16 protein-coding genes and 2 tRNA genes are annotated in these 17,742 nt (G+C 57.5%); 8 read left to right on the forward strand and 10 right to left on the reverse strand.

Annotation, left to right across the window (positions count from 1 at the left end):
* Nucleotides 1–197: 197 nt before the first annotated feature.
* From C1Y41_RS08620 to C1Y41_RS08630, 3 genes are read right to left on the reverse strand one after another with little or no spacing between them, the layout of a single operon-like run.
* Nucleotides 198–1,001: a hypothetical protein gene (locus tag C1Y41_RS08620; protein ID WP_104085253.1), complete on the reverse strand. Its 804-nt coding sequence runs from the start codon at nt 999–1,001 to the stop codon at nt 198–200.
* Between the two features lie 9 nt (nt 1,002–1,010).
* Nucleotides 1,011–1,463, reverse strand: coding sequence for a universal stress protein (locus C1Y41_RS08625; protein WP_039379390.1), 453 nt, complete (start codon nt 1,461–1,463; stop codon nt 1,011–1,013).
* A gap of 6 nt (nt 1,464–1,469) precedes the next feature.
* On the reverse strand, nt 1,470–2,258 hold the full coding sequence (locus C1Y41_RS08630) for an IclR family transcriptional regulator (RefSeq protein ID WP_039379392.1): 789 nt from the start codon (nt 2,256–2,258) through the stop codon (nt 1,470–1,472).
* Nucleotides 2,259–2,410: 152 nt separating this feature from the next.
* Here C1Y41_RS08630 and C1Y41_RS08635 point away from each other — a divergent pair, with 152 nt between their 5' ends.
* The 3 genes from C1Y41_RS08635 (at nt 2,411) to ypdK (ending at nt 5,317) form a co-directional block, all read left to right on the forward strand.
* Nucleotides 2,411–4,015 carry an MFS transporter gene (locus tag C1Y41_RS08635; RefSeq protein WP_104085254.1) on the forward strand — a complete coding sequence of 535 codons (1,605 nt, stop codon included), beginning with the start codon at nt 2,411–2,413 and terminating at the stop codon, nt 4,013–4,015.
* A gap of 1 nt (nt 4,016) precedes the next feature.
* On the forward strand, nt 4,017–5,045 hold the full coding sequence (locus tag C1Y41_RS08640) for an HlyD family secretion protein (RefSeq protein ID WP_094111915.1): 1,029 nt from the start codon (nt 4,017–4,019) through the stop codon (nt 5,043–5,045).
* A gap of 200 nt (nt 5,046–5,245) precedes the next feature.
* Nucleotides 5,246–5,317 (forward strand): membrane protein YpdK, encoded by a 72-nt coding sequence (ypdK, locus tag C1Y41_RS08645; protein ID WP_006120362.1) that lies wholly within the window; start codon nt 5,246–5,248, stop codon nt 5,315–5,317.
* Between the two features lie 41 nt (nt 5,318–5,358).
* Here the strand turns inward: ypdK and alaC are convergent, their stop codons facing one another.
* Entirely contained in the window at nt 5,359–6,594 is a 1,236-nt protein-coding gene (gene alaC / locus C1Y41_RS08650) for an alanine transaminase (protein WP_039379399.1), read from the reverse strand.
* 119 nt (nt 6,595–6,713) lie between these two features.
* Nucleotides 6,714–7,238, reverse strand: coding sequence for a GNAT family N-acetyltransferase (locus C1Y41_RS08655; RefSeq protein WP_039379402.1), 525 nt, complete (start codon nt 7,236–7,238; stop codon nt 6,714–6,716).
* A 213-nt stretch (nt 7,239–7,451) separates the two neighbouring features.
* On the opposite strand from C1Y41_RS08655, the gene C1Y41_RS08660 reads away from it, so the two are divergent.
* Together C1Y41_RS08660 and C1Y41_RS08665 are read left to right on the forward strand one after the other, a co-directional pair.
* The gene (locus C1Y41_RS08660; protein ID WP_039379405.1) at nt 7,452–9,143 is read left to right on the forward strand and encodes a sensor histidine kinase; all 1,692 of its coding nucleotides are present in this window, start codon (nt 7,452–7,454) and stop codon (nt 9,141–9,143) included.
* A complete protein-coding gene (locus C1Y41_RS08665) occupies nt 9,140–9,862 on the forward strand; it encodes a LytTR family DNA-binding domain-containing protein (RefSeq protein ID WP_104085255.1) in 723 nt (240 codons plus the stop codon). The genes C1Y41_RS08660 and C1Y41_RS08665 overlap by 4 nt, the downstream gene beginning before the upstream one ends.
* A 30-nt stretch (nt 9,863–9,892) precedes the next feature.
* Here the strand turns inward: C1Y41_RS08665 and glk are convergent, their stop codons facing one another.
* Together glk and C1Y41_RS08675 are read right to left on the reverse strand one after the other, a co-directional pair.
* The gene (gene glk / locus C1Y41_RS08670; RefSeq protein ID WP_039379409.1) at nt 9,893–10,858 is read right to left on the reverse strand and encodes a glucokinase; all 966 of its coding nucleotides are present in this window, start codon (nt 10,856–10,858) and stop codon (nt 9,893–9,895) included.
* A gap of 152 nt (nt 10,859–11,010) precedes the next feature.
* On the reverse strand, nt 11,011–12,666 hold the full coding sequence (locus tag C1Y41_RS08675) for an alpha-keto acid decarboxylase family protein (RefSeq protein WP_104085256.1): 1,656 nt from the start codon (nt 12,664–12,666) through the stop codon (nt 11,011–11,013).
* A gap of 215 nt (nt 12,667–12,881) precedes the next feature.
* On the opposite strand from C1Y41_RS08675, the gene mgrA reads away from it, so the two are divergent.
* Together mgrA and C1Y41_RS08685 are read left to right on the forward strand one after the other, a co-directional pair.
* A complete protein-coding gene (gene mgrA / locus C1Y41_RS08680; protein ID WP_104085257.1) occupies nt 12,882–13,871 on the forward strand; it encodes an L-glyceraldehyde 3-phosphate reductase in 990 nt (329 codons plus the stop codon).
* Nucleotides 13,872–14,019: 148 nt separating this feature from the next.
* Nucleotides 14,020–14,403 (forward strand): DUF2502 domain-containing protein, encoded by a 384-nt coding sequence (locus tag C1Y41_RS08685; protein ID WP_052246436.1) that lies wholly within the window; start codon nt 14,020–14,022, stop codon nt 14,401–14,403.
* A gap of 34 nt (nt 14,404–14,437) precedes the next feature.
* Here the strand turns inward: C1Y41_RS08685 and C1Y41_RS08690 are convergent, their stop codons facing one another.
* A complete protein-coding gene (locus C1Y41_RS08690) occupies nt 14,438–15,679 on the reverse strand; it encodes an Nramp family divalent metal transporter (protein WP_039379417.1) in 1,242 nt (413 codons plus the stop codon).
* Between the two features lie 366 nt (nt 15,680–16,045).
* Between C1Y41_RS08690 and C1Y41_RS08695 the strand changes: the two genes are divergently transcribed.
* Complete coding sequence (locus C1Y41_RS08695; RefSeq protein ID WP_039379419.1) at nt 16,046–17,236, forward strand: NupC/NupG family nucleoside CNT transporter; 1,191 nt, start codon at nt 16,046–16,048, stop codon at nt 17,234–17,236.
* A gap of 225 nt (nt 17,237–17,461) precedes the next feature.
* On the opposite strand, the gene C1Y41_RS08700 is transcribed toward C1Y41_RS08695, so the two are convergent.
* A tRNA-Ala gene (locus C1Y41_RS08700) sits at nt 17,462–17,537 on the reverse strand.
* Nucleotides 17,538–17,580: 43 nt separating this feature from the next.
* Nucleotides 17,581–17,656: transfer RNA gene (locus C1Y41_RS08705), tRNA-Ala, on the reverse strand.
* Nucleotides 17,657–17,742: the final 86 nt, after the last annotated feature.

Genomic DNA, 17,742 nt, shown 5'->3' on the forward strand with positions numbered 1-17,742 from the left:
AAAACGCGCGAAACAGTGTTAAGACCAGTGTTTTTGCCAATTGAATCAATAAAACCAAACGGCTTTTCTTATCATATGACAACTGCGATAGTGCAGTCAGACCACACGATGTCTGCTCCACACCAGGTAATATCAATAATAAGAAGATGTAACAAAGTGACCTTTGTGCCCGCGCTGAGCGGGCTTTTTTTCACCGGTTAGCCGTTGCTGTGCACCATATTACGTAAAAGGCCGGCGGCGCGCTTAGCAGGCAATGCGAGAATGGCGCTGTAGAGATCGATAGACATAGCACACAGCGCGCTGCGATCGACGGCGGTATCAGCCGGCTGATTAAGCTGCTGAAGTTTATTGCCCCGTTTCCCATAAAGCCTGTCAACTATCTCACGCAGATCGCGGCGGGCCAGCGTCTGGTCGGTCTGCTGCTCTGCCCCCTGGCTGCTCAGCAGCAGGGCTTCAAGTGCATGACCGTCGCGCTGATAGAGTGCCGGAGTGAGCACCTCCTGCAGATTGATGCCGCCGCTGACCTGCGGATAGAGGAACTGAAAACAGCGCTGCGGACTCTGCTGCTGCAGCGCCTGCATCTCTTCCACCGACACCTGAACATAGGCGATCACTGCATCATCGCTGGCGCGGGTCATACGTTTATTGACGATATCAGTCAGCCAGCCCCGCAGGTCGCCCAGCGCCTGTTCGGCGGAAACGCCCTGCTGCAGCTTATGCCGCAGTTCACGATTCAGTAATTGCCACAGCTCCGGCTCCTGAACCCTAAGCAGGCGATAGCCTGGCGCCGCGCTGAGCTGCTGCGCAACCGCCTCCATCTGTATCTTCTCTGCCTGACGCGGATGCAGCCAGCTAAACCAGATCAGATTAGCTGCCACAAGCGGCAGGATAAACAGCAGCACCCCCTGCCAGGCTTGCAGCGCCGTGGTGCGTACCAGCATCACAATCACCAGCGCCAGCAGTGCAAAAGCGGCCAGCACCGAAATAAAAAGCAGCGTCATAATACGGCGTTAATCCTTACGCACGTCCAGCAGAACCGGACAGGTCGCGCGTTCGATCACTGCCGCGCTGACCGAGCCTTTCAGCAGCCGGTTAAGCGGCGAGAGGTGCCGGCGTCCCATGATAATCATACTGGCGCGCAGTGCCGCAGCCTGCGCCACAATGGTTTCAGCGGCTTCACCCGCCAGGATGACGCCTCTGGCATTCACACCCGCCCGCAGCAGCGGAGCCAGCGCATGACGCACCACCATCTCGGCGGTGTTCTGCTCATCTTTTGCCGCGACAAAATCATCCGGATCTTCACCGGCGTCAATTTCGATAGGCTGGCTGCAGGCTGAATAGGCGGGATCGATACAGCACAGCACCGTGACCGGGGCGTTGAGCGCCAGCGCCTGTTCAAGGGTCAGCGCAATCACTTTCTCCGCGACCGGTGAGTTATCGATAGCCATTAACAACATTTTCATGAGTCGTTACCTCTTCTCCACAGCGGTTATTTTGCCAATTTCGCGCAGCAGCGCCTCTTTACAGGTGATGATCTCTTTGCGATAGCGCGCTTCATGTTGCGCAAAGCGCGCGCCGGGAACCAGCAGCGAGATAGAGAAACGTCCGAACAGTGTGTCAATGGCGACCGCCAGGGTGGTGATCCCTTCAAGCGTTTCACCGCGATCGATCGCCAGGCCACTGCTGCGTACTTCAGCAATCAGCGCCATCAGCTGCGGCAGCGTTTTTACCGTTTTATCCGTGAGTTCCTGCCAGGCATCGCCCACCAGCAGCTGTACATCTTCATCGCTCTCCAGCGCCAGCAGCGCCCGGCCGCCGGAGGTACTATAGAGCGGCAGATTAAGCCCCATCCGCGGTACGACCCGCAGCTCGCGCGGCGCCACGACATAATGAACGATCGCCAGCTGCGTCCCGCTGGCGCGCGCCAGCGAGACGGTTTCATTAACCGTTGCTGAGAGCTGTTCCAGCAGCGGACGCGCCAGCTCCACCACATCTGTATGGACGCTGGAGATCAGTTTCAGCAGAGCTGGCCCCAGCCTGAGGCCCCCTGCCCCGCTACTGCGCACCAGCTGAGCGCTGTCGAGCGCCGCCACGATGCGCTGTACCGTGGAGCGTGGCAGGTTCACCACCTGCGCAATTTCGCCCAGACTCATGCCGCCGGGATGTTCACCCAGCGCATGTAAAATTTTTGCCGCACGCGCAATGACCTGAATGCCACCCGCTTTTTCATCCTCACGGCCTGAGGCAGATCCCACCATAATGCGTTCCTTATGAGCCTGCTTTACTGTAGCGCGAATGATCGCACTTTTGTACCTGCGTATCACATTGCAATACATCATACCGGCATGTAAGATGCGCGGCCTGTATCACATCGTAATACACTGCATCATAATTTTATGAGAGTTCTGCTATGACCGCTTCGCCCGCTGCTCCGCCAGCTCCGCACCCGTTTACATTGCGCCTGGCTCTCGGGCTGGCGGGCGTGCTGATCGCGGCGCTGACGTCAGGACTCAACGATCGGGTCACGGATATTGCGCTGGCAGATATCCGCGCCGCTATCGGTGTCAGTCACGATCGCGGCAGCTGGATTGTCTCCGGCTATCAGGCGGCTGAAGTCGCCGCAATGATGATCGCGCCCTGGTTCGCCGTCACCTTTTCTCTGCGCCGCTTTGCCCTGGTGGTTTCTGCCGGCTTTATGCTGTGCGGCCTGGTGCTGCCGCTGACGCAGGATGCGACGCTGTTTATTGCGCTGCGCGTGCTGCAGGGTATCTTTGGCGGCGCGCTGCCGCCCTTGCTGATGACAGTGGCGCTGCGCTTTCTGCCGCCGCCGATCAAACTCTATGGCCTGGGCGCCTATGCGCTTACCGCCACCTTCGGCCCCAATATGGCGGCCTCGCTGGCGGCGTTCTGGACCGATGAGGTGGGCTGGGCGTTTGTGTTCTGGCAGGTAGTCCCGGCCATGCTGCTGGCAATGACGCTGATTGCCTGGGGACTGCCGCAGGATCCGCTGCGCCTGGAGCGCTTTCGGCAGATCGACCTGTTTGGCATGCTTACCGGCTGCGCCGGCATGGCGCTGCTGATTCTGGCCCTGACTCAGGGGGAACGGCTGGACTGGCTCAGCTCACCGCTGTTTACCGCCATGCTGCTGAGTGCGCTGGCGCTGCTGACGGTGTTTCTGATTAACGAGTGGTTTCATCCGCTGCCGCTGTTCAGGCTGCAGATGCTGCGCCGTTCCAACCTGGCGCACGGCCTGCTGGCGCTGATGGCGGTGCTGATTCTGGCACTCTCCGGTTCAGCGCTGCCTTCGCTCTATTTTGGTCAGGTAGAGGGATTTCGCACGCTGCAGTTTGCGCCGCTGGCGCTGACCGTGGGCCTGCCGCAGCTGCTGATTGCCCCGCTGATCGCCGCTTTGCTGAACATTCGCCGGGTCGATTGCCGCTGGGTGTTGTGCTGCGGCGTGCTGCTGCTGGTCACCGCCTGCCTGCTGGGAACGCAGATTACCACTGACTGGGCGCGGCAGAATTTCTGGCTGATGCAGATCCTGCAGGCGTTCGGACAGCCGATGGTGATCCTGCCGGTGCTGATGAGTGCCACCAGCGTTGTGGCGCCGCCGGAGGGCCCTTTTGCCTCTGCCATGTTCAACACCGTACGCGGTTTTTCCAGCATTGCGGCCAGCACGCTGGTGGAGTGGTTTATCAGCCATCGCGAACAGTTCCATTCGCATGTACTGGTAGATCAGGCGGCCAGCCGTAGCTGGCTGATGACCGCGACCAGCAGCGCGCAGGCAGGCAGCAGCACTCCCCTGCTGCCGGACGGCAGCGCCAGTAGCGTGCAGAACCTGAGCGGATTTGCCGCCCTGCTGAAACATCAGGCGCTGGTACTCAGCCTGAGCGACGCCTGGCTGATGCTGACCACCTTTGGCGCCCTGCTGCTGCTGCTGACGCTCTGTCTGGCGCACCGCGTCTGGCCGCCTCAAACATTGATTCAATCTGTTACGCCACGTCGGGAAAACTGATATGCAACTCTCTGCTGTAAAAAGAACGGCGCTGCTAAGCGCCCTGTTAGTGCTGCTGCTCGCGCTCGCCTTTCTCCTCTGGCGTGCCATGACCACCAACGATCATCGCACCGATGATGCCTGGGTTAATGCGGATTACACGCTGGTCGCCCCCAAAGTTTCAGGCTATATCGCCCGGGTCAGCGTGCAGGATAACCAGCACGTCCGGGCGGGCGATCTGCTGGCAACGCTTGACGATCGCGATTTTCGCGTGGCGCTGGAAACCGCGCGCGCTTCGCTGCAGGTCAGCGAGGCTAAGCGGCTAAGCACCCAGGCGCAGCTGGCGCAGCAGCAGGCGACGATTAATCAGGCAAAAGCGACGCTGGCGGCCAGTGAGGCAGCGGCCCGCTACGCCGGCCAGAACGCCGCACGTTATAATCAGCTTTATAAAAGTGGCACCATTGCGGCTGACGATCAGCAAAAAGCGGATACTAACCAGCGTTCCGCTTCGGCGACGGTACGACAGAGTGAGGCGGCGCTGGACGCGGCGCTTAAGCAGGTTAATGTCCTGCAGGCGGCCGTGCGTCAGGCGGAGGCGGATGTCGCAGTCGCGCAGGCGAATGTCGACCAGGCGCAGCTTAATCTCTCTTATACCCGTATTGTTGCGCCGGTAGAGGGCACGGTCGGCCAGCGTACCGTACGTCCGGGCGCCTATGTCAGTGCCGGCAGCCGCCTGCTGGCAGTGGTGCCGCTGCAGCAGCTCTACATTACGGCTAACTATCTGGAAACCCAGCTGACCGACGTGCGGCCAGGGCAAAAGGTCAGCGTTACTGTTGATGCGCTACCGGGTAAAACCTTTACCGGGCGTATCGACAGCATTGCGCCGGCAACAGGGGCAACCTTCTCGGCAATTTCACCTGATAATGCAACGGGTAACTACACTAAAGTGGTTCAGCGTCTGCCGGTAAAGATTGTGCTTGATGCGGGTCAGCCCGATCTGGCGCAGCTGCGCGTCGGCATGTCGGCGATCCCGCACATTCAGACCCAATAAATTGTGAGCAATATCTCAGAACCGGCCTATTTATTTCTGGATCGATTCCGCGTAAATTAGCGCCCGATCCTGTTCCGGTCTGGCCGGGACCACCTGAGTAGAAAGCGTGTAGCGTTAATGAACTCCACCTTTCTCTTATTCTGTTCGGGTTACGCTGGTCTGGGATCGCCATCACGGTAACCGCACAGAGGAGTTATGTTGTGAAATACGCTTTGATGGGCATCTCTTTTTTCGTGTTGCTTTGGGTCGGCACCTTTGTGCTGATGCTCTGAGTACCGGACGGGGCGACCATACCAGTCGCCCCGACGCACGCTTAACGCGTCTCTTCTGCTTCTTTTACCGCTCCCGGTAAGATACCGTCGGCGCGGAACATCGCCTTAATTCCCCGCACCGCCTGACGAATGCGATCGCTGTTTTCAATCAGCGCAAAGCGCACGTGTGTATCACCATATTCACCAAAACCGATGCCCGGCGACACGCAGACTTTGGCCTCCTGCAGCAGCAGTTTGGCAAACTCCAGCGAGCCAAGATGCGCGTAGCGTTCCGGGATTTTTGCCCAGACGTACATCGATGCCTTAGGCAGATCCACCATCCAGCCCGCTTCATGCAGCCCTTTTACCAGCACATCACGCCGGCGCTTATACTGCTCAGCGATATCGCGCACGCACTGCTGATCGCCCTCCAGCGCGGCAATGGCTGCCACCTGTAGCGGCGTGAATGTCCCGTAATCGTGATAGCTTTTGATGCGCGCCAGCGCCGCTACCAGCTCTTTGTTTCCTGTCATGAAACCGATACGCCATCCCGCCATATTGTAGCTTTTGGAGAGCGTAAAGAACTCTACCGCCACGTCGCGTGCACCCGGCACCTGCATGATTGAGGGCGCTTTCCAGCCGTCGTAGGTGATGTCAGCGTAGGCGAGATCGTGGATCACCAGCACGTTATACTGTTTTGCCAGCGCAATAACCCGTTCAAAAAAGTCGAGTTCGACGCACTGAGCGGTGGGATTAGAAGGGAAGCCGAGGATCATCATTTTCGGCTTTGGATAGCTTTCGCGAATTGCACGCTCCAGCTCAGTAAAGAAATCCACGCCCGCGACCAGCGGCACGGAGCGAACCTGCGCCCCGGCGATCACCGCGCCATAAATATGGATAGGATAGCTGGGGTTGGGCACCAGCACGGTGTCACCATGATCGAGCGTGGCGAGCATCAGGTGCGCCAGTCCCTCTTTGGAGCCGATAGTCACAATCGCTTCTGACTCCGGATCGATATCCACCTGATAGCGCTCAGCGTACCAGCGCGAAATCGCCCGGCGCAGGCGCGGAATACCTTTTGAGGTGGAGTAGCCGTGCGTATCTTCACGCTGCGCCACCTGACAGAGCTTTTCCACAATATGCGGCGGCGTAGCGCCATCCGGATTCCCCATTGAAAAGTCGATAATATCTTCGCCGCGCCGACGCGCAGCCATCTTCAGTTCAGCGGTGATGTTGAATACGTATGGGGGAAGGCGTTCTATACGCGAGAAACGACGGGGTATGCTGTTATCAGCCATGATGTCCTCAGGATTACGTGAGCGCCCGGACCGTCCGAGCGACGCGGATCACTTGCTGTGACCTCACCCCGAACATAACGCGCTGTGACCTGCGCTGTCGAGAGCAGCAGAAAATTTTTTTATTTTTCGGGATTCAGGCAGCCAAACACCCAATCGTTTACCCACTCTCCGTTTAGCAGATAATTATCCCGCAGAGTCCCCTCCAGCATAAAATTATTCTTTTCCAGAATACGTCGGGATGGCCAGTTACCCTCAATCACCAGCGCTTTCAGCTTATGAAATTCTGCGCTGAACAGAAAGTGAACCAGCGCCGCCAGCGCTTCGCTACCGTAGCCCTGCCCGATGTGGCTATGGCGCAGCATATAGCCAACTTCCGCCTGGCGATAAGGGTGCCACTCGGCGCTGCAGCCAAACAGGCCTATCGGTTCCTGATTTGTTTGCAGGCGCGCCACCAGGCACAGCATATGAAAGCTGGCGGGCTGCCACGGCGCCAGGCGTTCATTGAAACGCTGACGAATGTCGTTTTCATCGGGAATTTCGCTTACCCAGGTCATGGTGGCAGCGTCTTCATGTACCGCTTTGAAGATCTGCCAGTCCTCCGGCTGCAACCGGCTCAGGGTTAATCGCGGGGTCTGAAGTTGCATGGCGGCGCTCCGCTACGGGGAATAGTGCAACATAGCAAACTGCCGCAGCGACAGCCAGGGCGCCATTAATGGCGCCCCTGTGCGCCTCCGCACGGGCCGCATTTATGCGGCCCGTTAAACCCGGCGCGCTATGCTGGCGCATTGCGCGCGCATTTTTTATTATGACGCCACCGATATTCTGTCCCGGAAATGCCTGTGCCCTTCCATTTTGACATGCTGCTGGCGGTATTCGATCGCGCAGCGCTGATGCTCATCTGCCTCTTTTTTCTCACCCGCACCCGGGTATTGCGCCAGCTGCTGCAGAAAGATGAACACACGCTGAGCGAGAAAGCGATCGTCACCCTGATTTTCTCGCTGTTTGCGCTGTTCAGCACCTGGTCCGGCGTGGCGGTGGATGGCTCACTGCTGAATGTCCGCGTCATTGCGGTGATGGCGGGCGGCATTCTGTTTGGCCCCTGGGTGGGCGTGACGACCGGCGTCATTGCCGGGCTGCACCGCTTCCTGATCGACATAGATGGCGTCACGTCAGTACCCTGCCTGATCACCAGCATTGTGGCCGGTATCGCCTCTGGCGTAATTAATCGCCGGGTCAGCAAAGAGCAGCGCTGGGGGGCCGGCATAGTGGGCGGCATGCTGTGCGAGGCGCTGACTATGCTGCTGATCCTGTTATGGGCAAAGCCTGCAGCGCTCGGCCTGACGATTGTCTCGGAAATCGCCCTGCCGATGATTCTGGGTGCCTCCAGTATCGGATTGATTGTGCTGCTGGTGCAGAGCGTGGAGGGAGAAAAAGAGGCGATTGCCGCCCGGCAGGCCAAACTTGCGCTGGAGATAGCGAATAAAACGCTGCCGCTGTTTCGTCAGGTAAACAGCGATGCGCTGCGCGAAGTGTGCGATATTATCCGGCGCGACATCCACGCTGATGCGGTTGCCATTACCAATACGCAGCAGATTCAGGCGTATGTCGGCTATGGTGAACAGAACTACCATAATGGCGATGATGGCATCAGCCCCACTACCGCACAGGCGATTGCCAGCGGAAAAATCATCATCAAAAACAACGATGAAGCGCATCGCACGCGCGATATTCACTCGATGCTGGTGATCCCGCTCTGGGAGCAGGGTCAGGTGACCGGCACGCTGAAAATTTACTATCGCCGGGCGCATCGCATTACCGGCTCGCTGAAAGAGATGGCTATCGGGCTGTCGCAGATTATCTCGACCCAGCTGGAGGTATCGCGCGCTGAGCAGCTGCGTGAAATGGCCAATAAGGCGGAACTCCGTGCCCTGCAGAGCAAAATTAACCCTCACTTTTTGTTTAATGCCCTGAACGCTATCTCTGCCTCAATCCGGATGAATCCCGATACTGCCCGTCAGCTGGTTATCAACCTGTCGCGCTACCTGCGCTACAACCTTGAACTCAATGAGGATGAGCTGATCGATATCAAGAAAGAGCTGTGGCAGGTAAAAGATTATATTGCCATTGAGCAGGCGCGCTTCGGCGATAAGCTGTCAATGATCTACGATATCGACGACGATCTGCACTTTACTCTGCCCAGCCTGCTGATTCAGCCGCTGGTGGAAAATGCTATTGTGCACGGCATTCAGCCATGCCGGGGCAAAGGCGTGGTGACGCTCAGCGTGAAAGATCTGGGCGATCGGGTGCGTATCGCCGTACGCGACACCGGACCGGGGATCAGCGACGAGGTGATCCGTCGCGTTGCGCGCAATGAGATGCCGGGCAATAAAATTGGCCTGCTGAACGTTCACCATCGTGTCAGACTGCTGACCGGCCAGGGGCTGATTATCATGCGTCACCAGCCGGGAACGGAAATCGCCTTTAGCCTGCCGAAAAACAGCCAGCCTCTTCCTGCCGCGCTCAGCGTTCAACCGGAAATAACAGTATGAAAGCCATAATAGTGGAAGATGAATTTCTGGCGCGCCAGGAGCTCAGCTGGATGATTCAGCAGCATAGTCAGATCACGGTTGAAGCAAGCTTTGATGACGGGCTGGATGTGCTGAAATATCTGCAGACGCACCGGGTCGACGTGATTTTCCTCGATATTAATATTCCGTCGCTCGATGGCATGCTGCTGGCGCAGAATATTCATCAGTTTACCCACAAGCCCCTGATTGTTTTTATCACTGCCTGGAAAGATTATGCGGTGGAGGCGTTTGAACTCGACGCGTTTGACTACATCCTCAAGCCCTATCATGAGGCGCGCATCATCACCATGCTGAATAAGCTGGAGGCCACCACGCAGCCGCCGCCGCCGCAGAACAGCCCGGCTGTTACGCCGCAGACGGTGAATCTGCAGAAAGATGAGCGCATCATCGTTACCGATATCAACGATATTTACTATGTGGAAGCGCATGAGAAGCTGACGTTTGTGTATACGCGGCGGGAAGCCTACGTGATGTCAGTGGCCATCAGTGAGTTCTGCAGCCGGCTGCCGGAGGCGCTGTTTTTTCGCTGTCATCGCTCTTACTGTGTGAACCTGAGTAAAATTCGCGAGATAGAGCCGTGGTTTAATAATACCTATCTGGTGAAGCTGCGCGATCTGGAAGCGCAGGTGCCGGTAAGCCGCAGCAAAGCCAGACCGTTCCGGCAGCTGATGCGGCTGTAAGGCGGACGACCCGCGCCGTCCGCCGCTGTGTCAGAGCACGCGGCCCAGCGCCTGACGCAGATGCGCGCCGGCACCCAGCAGGCCGGGCTGATCGTGCGTGATCATATACACCGGAATATCGACCAGATAGTCGCGGAAACGCCCTTTGTCTTCAAACGCCGCGCGAAAACCGGAGGCTTTGAAAAAGTCGAGGAAGCGCGGCACGATGCCGCCCGCAATATAAACGCCACCAAAGGTGCCGAGGTTCAGCGCCAGGTTGCCGCCAAAGCGTCCCATGATCACGCAGAACAGCGTCAGCGCGCGACGGCAGTCGATACAGGTGTCCTGCAGTGCCCGCTCGGTCACATCTTTGGGCTTGAGGTTTTGCGGCTCGCGCGCGTCAGATTTCACAATCGCGCGGTAAAGGTTGACCAGTCCGGCTCCTGACAGCACGCGCTCGGCAGAAACGTGGCCCATCTCTGCACGCAGCACTTCGAGGATCTGATCTTCCTCTTCGCTGTTCGGCGCGAAATCGACGTGGCCGCCCTCACCCGGCAGACTGACCCAGCGCTGATTGACGTGTACCAGATGACTGACGCCCAGTCCGGTGCCCGCACCGTAGATAGCGATCGGCTTATCTTTAACCGGCGCTTTGCCGCCAAACTGGATCACTTCGTTTTCCGTCAGCATCGGGATCGCCATAGAGACGGCGGTGAAGTCGTTGATAATTTCCAGCGTGCTGAAGCCCAGATTCTGTTTCATCTGGCGCGTTGAGAATGCCCAGTCGTGGTTGGTCATCTCGACCCAGTCTTCGGTGATCGGACAGGCGATAGCGATACAGCCATCAGTCACTGCCTGCTGCTGTTCCGCCAGATAGAAACGGATAACGGCTTCAAGATTGTCGTAGTCTGATGTGGAGAATGTTTTGGCGTGTGAGATGGCGCCGGTCTCTACCTCACACAGCGCGAGACGAGCGTTAGTACCGCCCACATCGCCGACCAGGGCGTATTTTGTCATTCTTCTGCTGCTCCGCTTGGGTCATAAATAGTGGCAAACACTATAGAAGCCTGCCAATAAAACAACAACGCCCGCCGGTGAGGCGGACGCTGTTAATCCAGTGTGATGCACAGCCTGGCGATTGTCAGGCCATCTGTATAGAGGCAACTTTCTTAAACTGCACCACTATTACGCTGATGCAGGGCGGCGGTAACTTTGCGCAGCAGCGGCGGCAGATCCTGTTTTTCCATTACCACTTCAATCAGCGACAAACGCGCGGTTTTGCTGACCACCGCCATCGCCGCCTCCAGCTGCGCGGTTTCGCTGACCCGCCAGCTCTGCGCCGCCCCTTCCAGGCTCATCGCCTGCGGCAGTGCGGTCCAGTTCCAGCGCGCAATGTCATTATAACGCTGTTCCGGACCGTGAATGGCGCGCTCTACGGTATAGCCGTCGTTATTGAGCAGGAAAATCACCGGACGCTGGCCGTCACGCTGCATGGAGCCCAGCTCCTGAATAGTCAGCTGTGCTGAGCCATCGCCAATGATCAGGATCACCCGGCTGTCGGGCCGCGCCGTCTGCGCACCAAACGCCGCCGGCAGCGTATAGCCAATCGATCCCCACAGCGGCTGTACCAGCAGCTGCGCCCCCTCCGGCAGCTGCAGGGCCGCTGCGCCAAATGCCGCCGTACCCTGATCGGCAAGGATAATATCACCCGGCAGCAGGAAGTGCTGCATTGCCTGCCAGAATGCCTGCTGAGTGATTATCCCTGCAGCAATCTGATGATTTTCCTCGCACTGCATGCTCTCTCCGGTCGGCCAGCGCGGGCAGTGACGCTGATAAACCGACTGCAGCGCCGCCAGCGCCGCCTTCATTGGCAGCGCAAAGCGCTCGCCCGCCACACAGCTGTGAAACGGCTGGATATCGATAACGCGTTCAGCGGAGAGCTGCTGGGTGAAGCCAGCGGTCAGCGTGTCGGTAAAGCGCACGCCTGCGCACAGCGTCACATCCGTCTCCTCAATCGCCCTGCGGATAGCCATGCTGCTGCCCGCCGCCGCGTAAGTGCCGACAAAACCAGGCTGCTGTTCATTGAGCACGCCTTTGCCCATCAGCAGCGTCGCTGACGGGATCGCGCGCAGCTCACGCAGTCCGGCCAGCTGTGCGGCAGCCCCCCAGCGTGCGGCGAGAAAATCAGCCAGCAGCGCCACGCGCTGTGCCGGTGCCAGCAGACGCTCAGCCGCCGCCGCAAAGGCTGCAGCGGCATCTGCGTTTTCGCTGTGCGGCTCAGCGCGGGCTGACGGCGGGGTTATCGCTGCCGCGGCCACATCCACCGCCAGCAGCAGGTAGCCCGGCCGATGCTCATGCAGGGCAGTGCTTACCACGCGATCGATCTCCGCCGCAGCGTTCTCTGCGGTAAGCACCGCTGTCGCGGCGTTGACCTCCTGCGCCATGCGCAGAAAATGGTGAAAATCACCGTCGCCCAGCGAATGGTGCACGCACTCCCCCTGCTGCTGCACCGTCAGCGCTGGCGCACCGACAATCTGGATCACCGGCACATACTCGGCATAGCTGCCGGCGATGCCGTTAATCGCGCTCAGCTCACCCACGCCAAAGGTGGTCAGCAGCGCTGCCGCGCCCTGACAGCGGCCATAGCCGTCAGCGGCATAGGCGGCGTTAAGCTCGTTGGCACAGCCGACCCAGGCGATCGCCGGATGCGCGATCACGCTATCGAGAAACTGCAGATTGTAGTCGCCCGGCACGCCAAACAGGTGACGGATGCCCGCCTCATCCAGCCTCTGTAACAGATAGTCGCTTACGGTGAACCTCTTCATCAGATGCTCCTTCCAGGGGGAATGTTCTGGAGTATCAGCGATGGCTTTGAAAGGAAGCGACTTTTTAACCGCGATTGCGCCGGGCTGAATGGCAAGCATTCGTTACGGCGTGATATCTCTCTGCAGAATGGGATCTTTCACGCTTTTTAGCGCCGTGTAAACGCATACACTAACTGGCCGGAATGCTCATTTCTATTGCAGGATAACTCTAAGCCATGCCTCTTTTTCCTCATCCCGATCGTTATCAGCAGATGTACTATCGCCGCAGTGGCCAGAGCGGGCTGAAACTGCCCGCTATTTCACTGGGGCTCTGGCACAACTTTGGCGACGCGACGCGCGTCGATACCAGTCGCGAACTGCTGCGCCACGCCTTTAACTGCGGCATTACTCATTTCGATCTGGCCAATAACTATGGTCCTCCGCCCGGTTCTGCAGAGAGCAACTTCGGTCGTATTTTGCGGGAAGATTTCTCCGGCCTGCGCGATGAGCTGGTGATCTCTACCAAAGCGGGATACACCATGTGGGACGGCCCTTATGGTGACTGGGGGTCGCGTAAATACCTGATCGCCAGCCTCGATCAGAGCCTGAAACGCATGGGGCTGGAGTATGTGGATATTTTTTATCACCATCGTCCCGACCCGCATACGCCGCTGGAAGAGACGATGCGCGCGCTCGATCACTGCGTCCGTCAGGGCAAAGCGCTCTATGTTGCGCTCTCTAACTATCCGGCTGAGCAGGCCGCACGCGCTATAGCGCTGCTGCGTGAGCTCGGTACGCCCTGTCTGATTCATCAGCCGCGCTATTCGCTGTTTGAACGCGGCCCGGAACAGGGCCTGCTGGATGTGCTGGGCGAACAGGGAACCGGCTGCATCGCCTTTTCACCGCTGGCGGGCGGCATACTGACCGATCGCTATTTAGCGGGCATCCCGCAGGATTCGCGTGCTGCCAGCGGCAGTAAATTCCTGAATGAGGACCAGCTTACCGCAGAGAAAATGGAAAAAGTCCGGCAGCTGCAGGTGCTGGCGCAGCAGCGCGGGCAGAAGCTGGCGCAGATGGCGCTGAGCTGGGTGTTACGCGATCCGCGCATCACTTCAGTGCTGATTGGCGCCAGCAAAATCGCGCAGATTGACGACGCGGTAGCGATGCTGAGCCAGCCGGCGCTGACTCCTGAAGAGCTGCAGGCGATCGATCGGATCCTGATGTAACCGCTCTCTTTTACGGCAGCAGGGGCGGTTAACTAACCGCATATTCTGCTGCCGTCGTACTTTTTCAGACTAACTCTCAAGGCTAAGCTGGTCCGATGTGGCACACTGGTCTGACGATAGCAGTGATAAGCTGTCGCAAGGAGATAACATGAAATCTGCACTTTTCGTTGCCGTTTTGCTGGCAACATTATCGCCGCTGGTGCCACACACAGCCCATGCTACCAGCGCTACCATCGATCTTGCCCCCGGCGTCAGTTTACAGCTGGGAGAACGTGACCGTCGCGGCTATTACTGGGATGGCGGGAACTGGCGCGAACCGCGCTGGTGGAACGACCGCTACCAGTATAATGAACATCGCTGGTGGCGCCATGAAGAGTGGAAGCGTCATAAAGCGTGGGAGCGCGACCGCGAACATGAACGACGCCGGCACGAGCGGGAGCGCTGGCGTGAACAGGATCGTCATCATGAACGGGAACGTCGCGCGCACTGGCGACACGGCGGCCCGCCGCATCCTCATGACCACCATCACTAAACCCTCTCCCGGCGCCTTCGCGCCGGTTTTTACGCTACCAGCCGAGCGCTTCTCCCACCAGTAAATAGATGTTCAGTGCCACGACCAGCATCACAATCAGGCGACCGGTGTTCTGCATCAGGCGGGAGTTGACCAGTTCATCCCCCATCAGCTCACGATTCCCGGTAAACGCCAGCAGCGGGATCAGCGCCAGCGCGATACCAAAACTCAGCAGCACCTGACTCATCACCAGAATGCGCGTCGGGTCCCAGCCAGCCCAGATAACAATAAATGAGGGCAGCATGGTAATCACCCGCCGGACCCACAGCGGAATATGAAACCGGATAAAGCCCTGCATCACCACCTGCCCTGCCAGGGTGCCGACCACCGTGGAGGAGAGTCCGGCCGCCACCAGGCTCAATCCAAATACAATCGCTGCGGCCTGCCCGAGCAGCGGCTCCAGCGTCAGATACGCCTGGTCAAGATCGACAATGGAGGTGTGTCCGCTGAAGTGAAACGCCGCCGCCGCCGTGGCCATCATTGCCAGGTTCACGAAGCCGGCAATGGTCATCGCAATCGCCACATCCAGTTTGGTGGAGGAGTAGCGTTCGGCTTTGGTGCCTTTATTACCGTGCTGGGTCAGTGCTGAATGCAGATAGATAACGTGCGGCATAATGGTGGCACCCAGTACACCGGCTGCCAGAAATACCGCGTCAGACCCCGGTAACGAAGGCAGGGCCATCCCGGTAACGAGCTGGCTGACGCTGGGCTGGGAGAAAAAGAGCTCAACGATATAGGCCGCGGCAACAAACAGCAGCAGGCCACCAATCACCCGCTCCAGCGGTTTCTGTCCGCGGCTTTGCAGCATCAGGATCAAAAAGGTCGCAATGCCGGTCAGTACGGCGCCCTGCAGCAGTGAGATGCCAAGCAGCAGCTTAAAGCCCAGCGCGGCACCGATAAACTCTGCCAGGTCGGTCGCCATCGCGATGATTTCGGCCTGCACCCAGTAAAACCAGACGGCGGGACGCGGGAAACGGTCGCGTATGTGCTCCGCCAGGTTTTTACCGGTTGCGATCCCCAGCTTGGCTGACATCAGTTGGATCAGCATCGCCATGACGTTTGCCCAGACCACCACCCACAGCAGCTTATAGCCATAGGCGGCTCCTGCCTGAATGTTGGTGGCAAAGTTACCCGGATCGATATAACCGATAGCGGCGATAAACGCAGGCCCCAGCAGGGCGAGCTTGAGTTTTCTGGCTCCGCGGGCGGCGCGCTCTGCGGTGCGGCTTTCTGACATAGTGTGATCCTGTCCTGACGCGTGTAGACCCGCTGAGTTTAAGGGGCCTTACAGGCAAGTGAAATCTGGTTATATTTATCGCAGTAATAGATAGTGCTATAAAGTATAGCCAATGCTATACATCAACGCAAAGATCGGCCTTTGACAAAGCATAGAACGGATTTACTCTACGCCCGGAACAAATTATAAACAATCTCTGTGTGGATAAATTGTGTGAGCGGTTTGTTACGGTGATGTGAGCAGGCAGAGTTATCCGCAAAAAATTGCGATACTGAATACTTATAATGCGGGTTTGATCTCGTTTTTAAGTAACGTGTTACATAGAATACGCAGCAAAATACAACCCTCCTCAAATTTGGAGCCGATATGTCCCATATTTTGCATTTCCTTTTAGCACTGGTGGTCGTCGGCGTGCTGGCCCTGCTGGTCAGTCACGACCGTAAAAGTATTCGCTTTCGCTATATCGCACAGCTTTTAGTGATTGAACTCCTGCTGGCGTGGTTTTTCCTGACCTCTGAGGCGGGACTGGGCTTTGTTAAGGGCTTTGCCAGCATGTTTGATTACCTGCTAAAATATGCAGGTGAAGGCACCAATTTTGTGTTTGGCGGCATGAACGAAAAGGGACTCGCCTTCTTCTTCCTTAATGTTTTATGCCCTATCGTCTTTATTTCTGCGCTGATCGGTATTTTGCAGCATTTCCGCATTCTGCCGTGGATCATCCGCGGTATCGGAACCGTGCTGTCAAAAGTGAACGGCATGGGCAAGCTGGAGTCTTTTAACGCCGTCAGTTCTCTGATTCTGGGACAGTCAGAAAACTTCATCGCGTATAAAGATATTCTCGGCAAAATGTCGCAGCGTCGTATGTACACCATGGCGGCCACCGCTATGTCGACCGTATCGATGTCCATTGTTGGCGCCTACATGACCATGCTGCAGCCAAAGTATGTGGTTGCCGCACTGGTGCTGAATATGTTCAGTACCTTTATCGTTCTGTCGCTGATCAACCCTTACCGCGTAGAGAATGAAGAAGATCTGCAGCTGCAGGATCTGCATAAAGGTCAGAGCTTCTTTGAGATGCTGGGTGAATATATTCTTGCCGGATTTAAAGTGGCGATTATCGTTGCGGCTATGCTGATTGGCTTTATTGCCCTGATCTCCGGTCTGAATGCGCTGTTTGACCTGATTTTTGGTATCAGCTTCCAGGGCGTGCTGGGCTATGTATTCTATCCGTTTGCCTGGGTGATGGGTGTTCCGGCTCATGAAGCGCTGCAGGTAGGCAGTATCATGGCCACCAAACTGGTCTCTAACGAATTTGTGGCGATGATGGATCTGCAGAAAGTTGCAGGCCAGCTGTCACCTAACGCAGAGGGCATTCTTTCGGTGTTCCTGGTATCGTTCGCTAACTTTTCATCCATCGGGATTGTGGCTGGCGCGATTAAAGGACTGCATGAAGAACAGGGCAACGTGGTATCACGCTTTGGCCTGAAACTGCTCTACGGTTCAACGCTGGTCAGCGTGCTCTCAGCTGCCATTGCCGGTCTGGTACTCGCTTTCTGATTATCAGGGCGGGCTTCGGCTCGCCCTGCTCTCCTGCTCAGCCGTTACGCCTTCAGCACCACGCTTCCCGCTTTTCTCTGCGCTTTCTGCACATCACTGATTTTCATCAACGGAATAGCTGCCGCTATAAAGCGTGCGTTGCAGGGAGCAGAACTGACAGAAAAGGTCATTCAGGAAGAGATTTATCGCAGTAACGGGAAGATATTCAGAGCAACAACGAAGATTTGGTGGAGATAAGCGGGATCGAACCGCTGACCTCTTGCATGCCATGCAAGCGCTCTCCCAGCTGAGCTATACCCCCACATCTGGAATCATTCTTTCGGTTCAAACCGTTGGGAGCGGTTTGGTGGAGCTAAGCGGGATCGAACCGCTGACCTCTTGCATGCCATGCAAGCGCTCTCCCAGCTGAGCTATAGCCCCGTACCGAAAAAACTGCCGGGCAGACCCGACGGACGGCATAATATGAAACCGCTCTGAGTGTGTCAACGGCAAATTCTCGTTCTGTG

The sequence above is a fragment of the Pantoea sp. ICBG 1758 genome, from assembly GCF_002928325.1.
In the GTDB taxonomy this organism is placed as follows: domain Bacteria; phylum Pseudomonadota; class Gammaproteobacteria; order Enterobacterales; family Enterobacteriaceae; genus Pantoea; species Pantoea eucrina.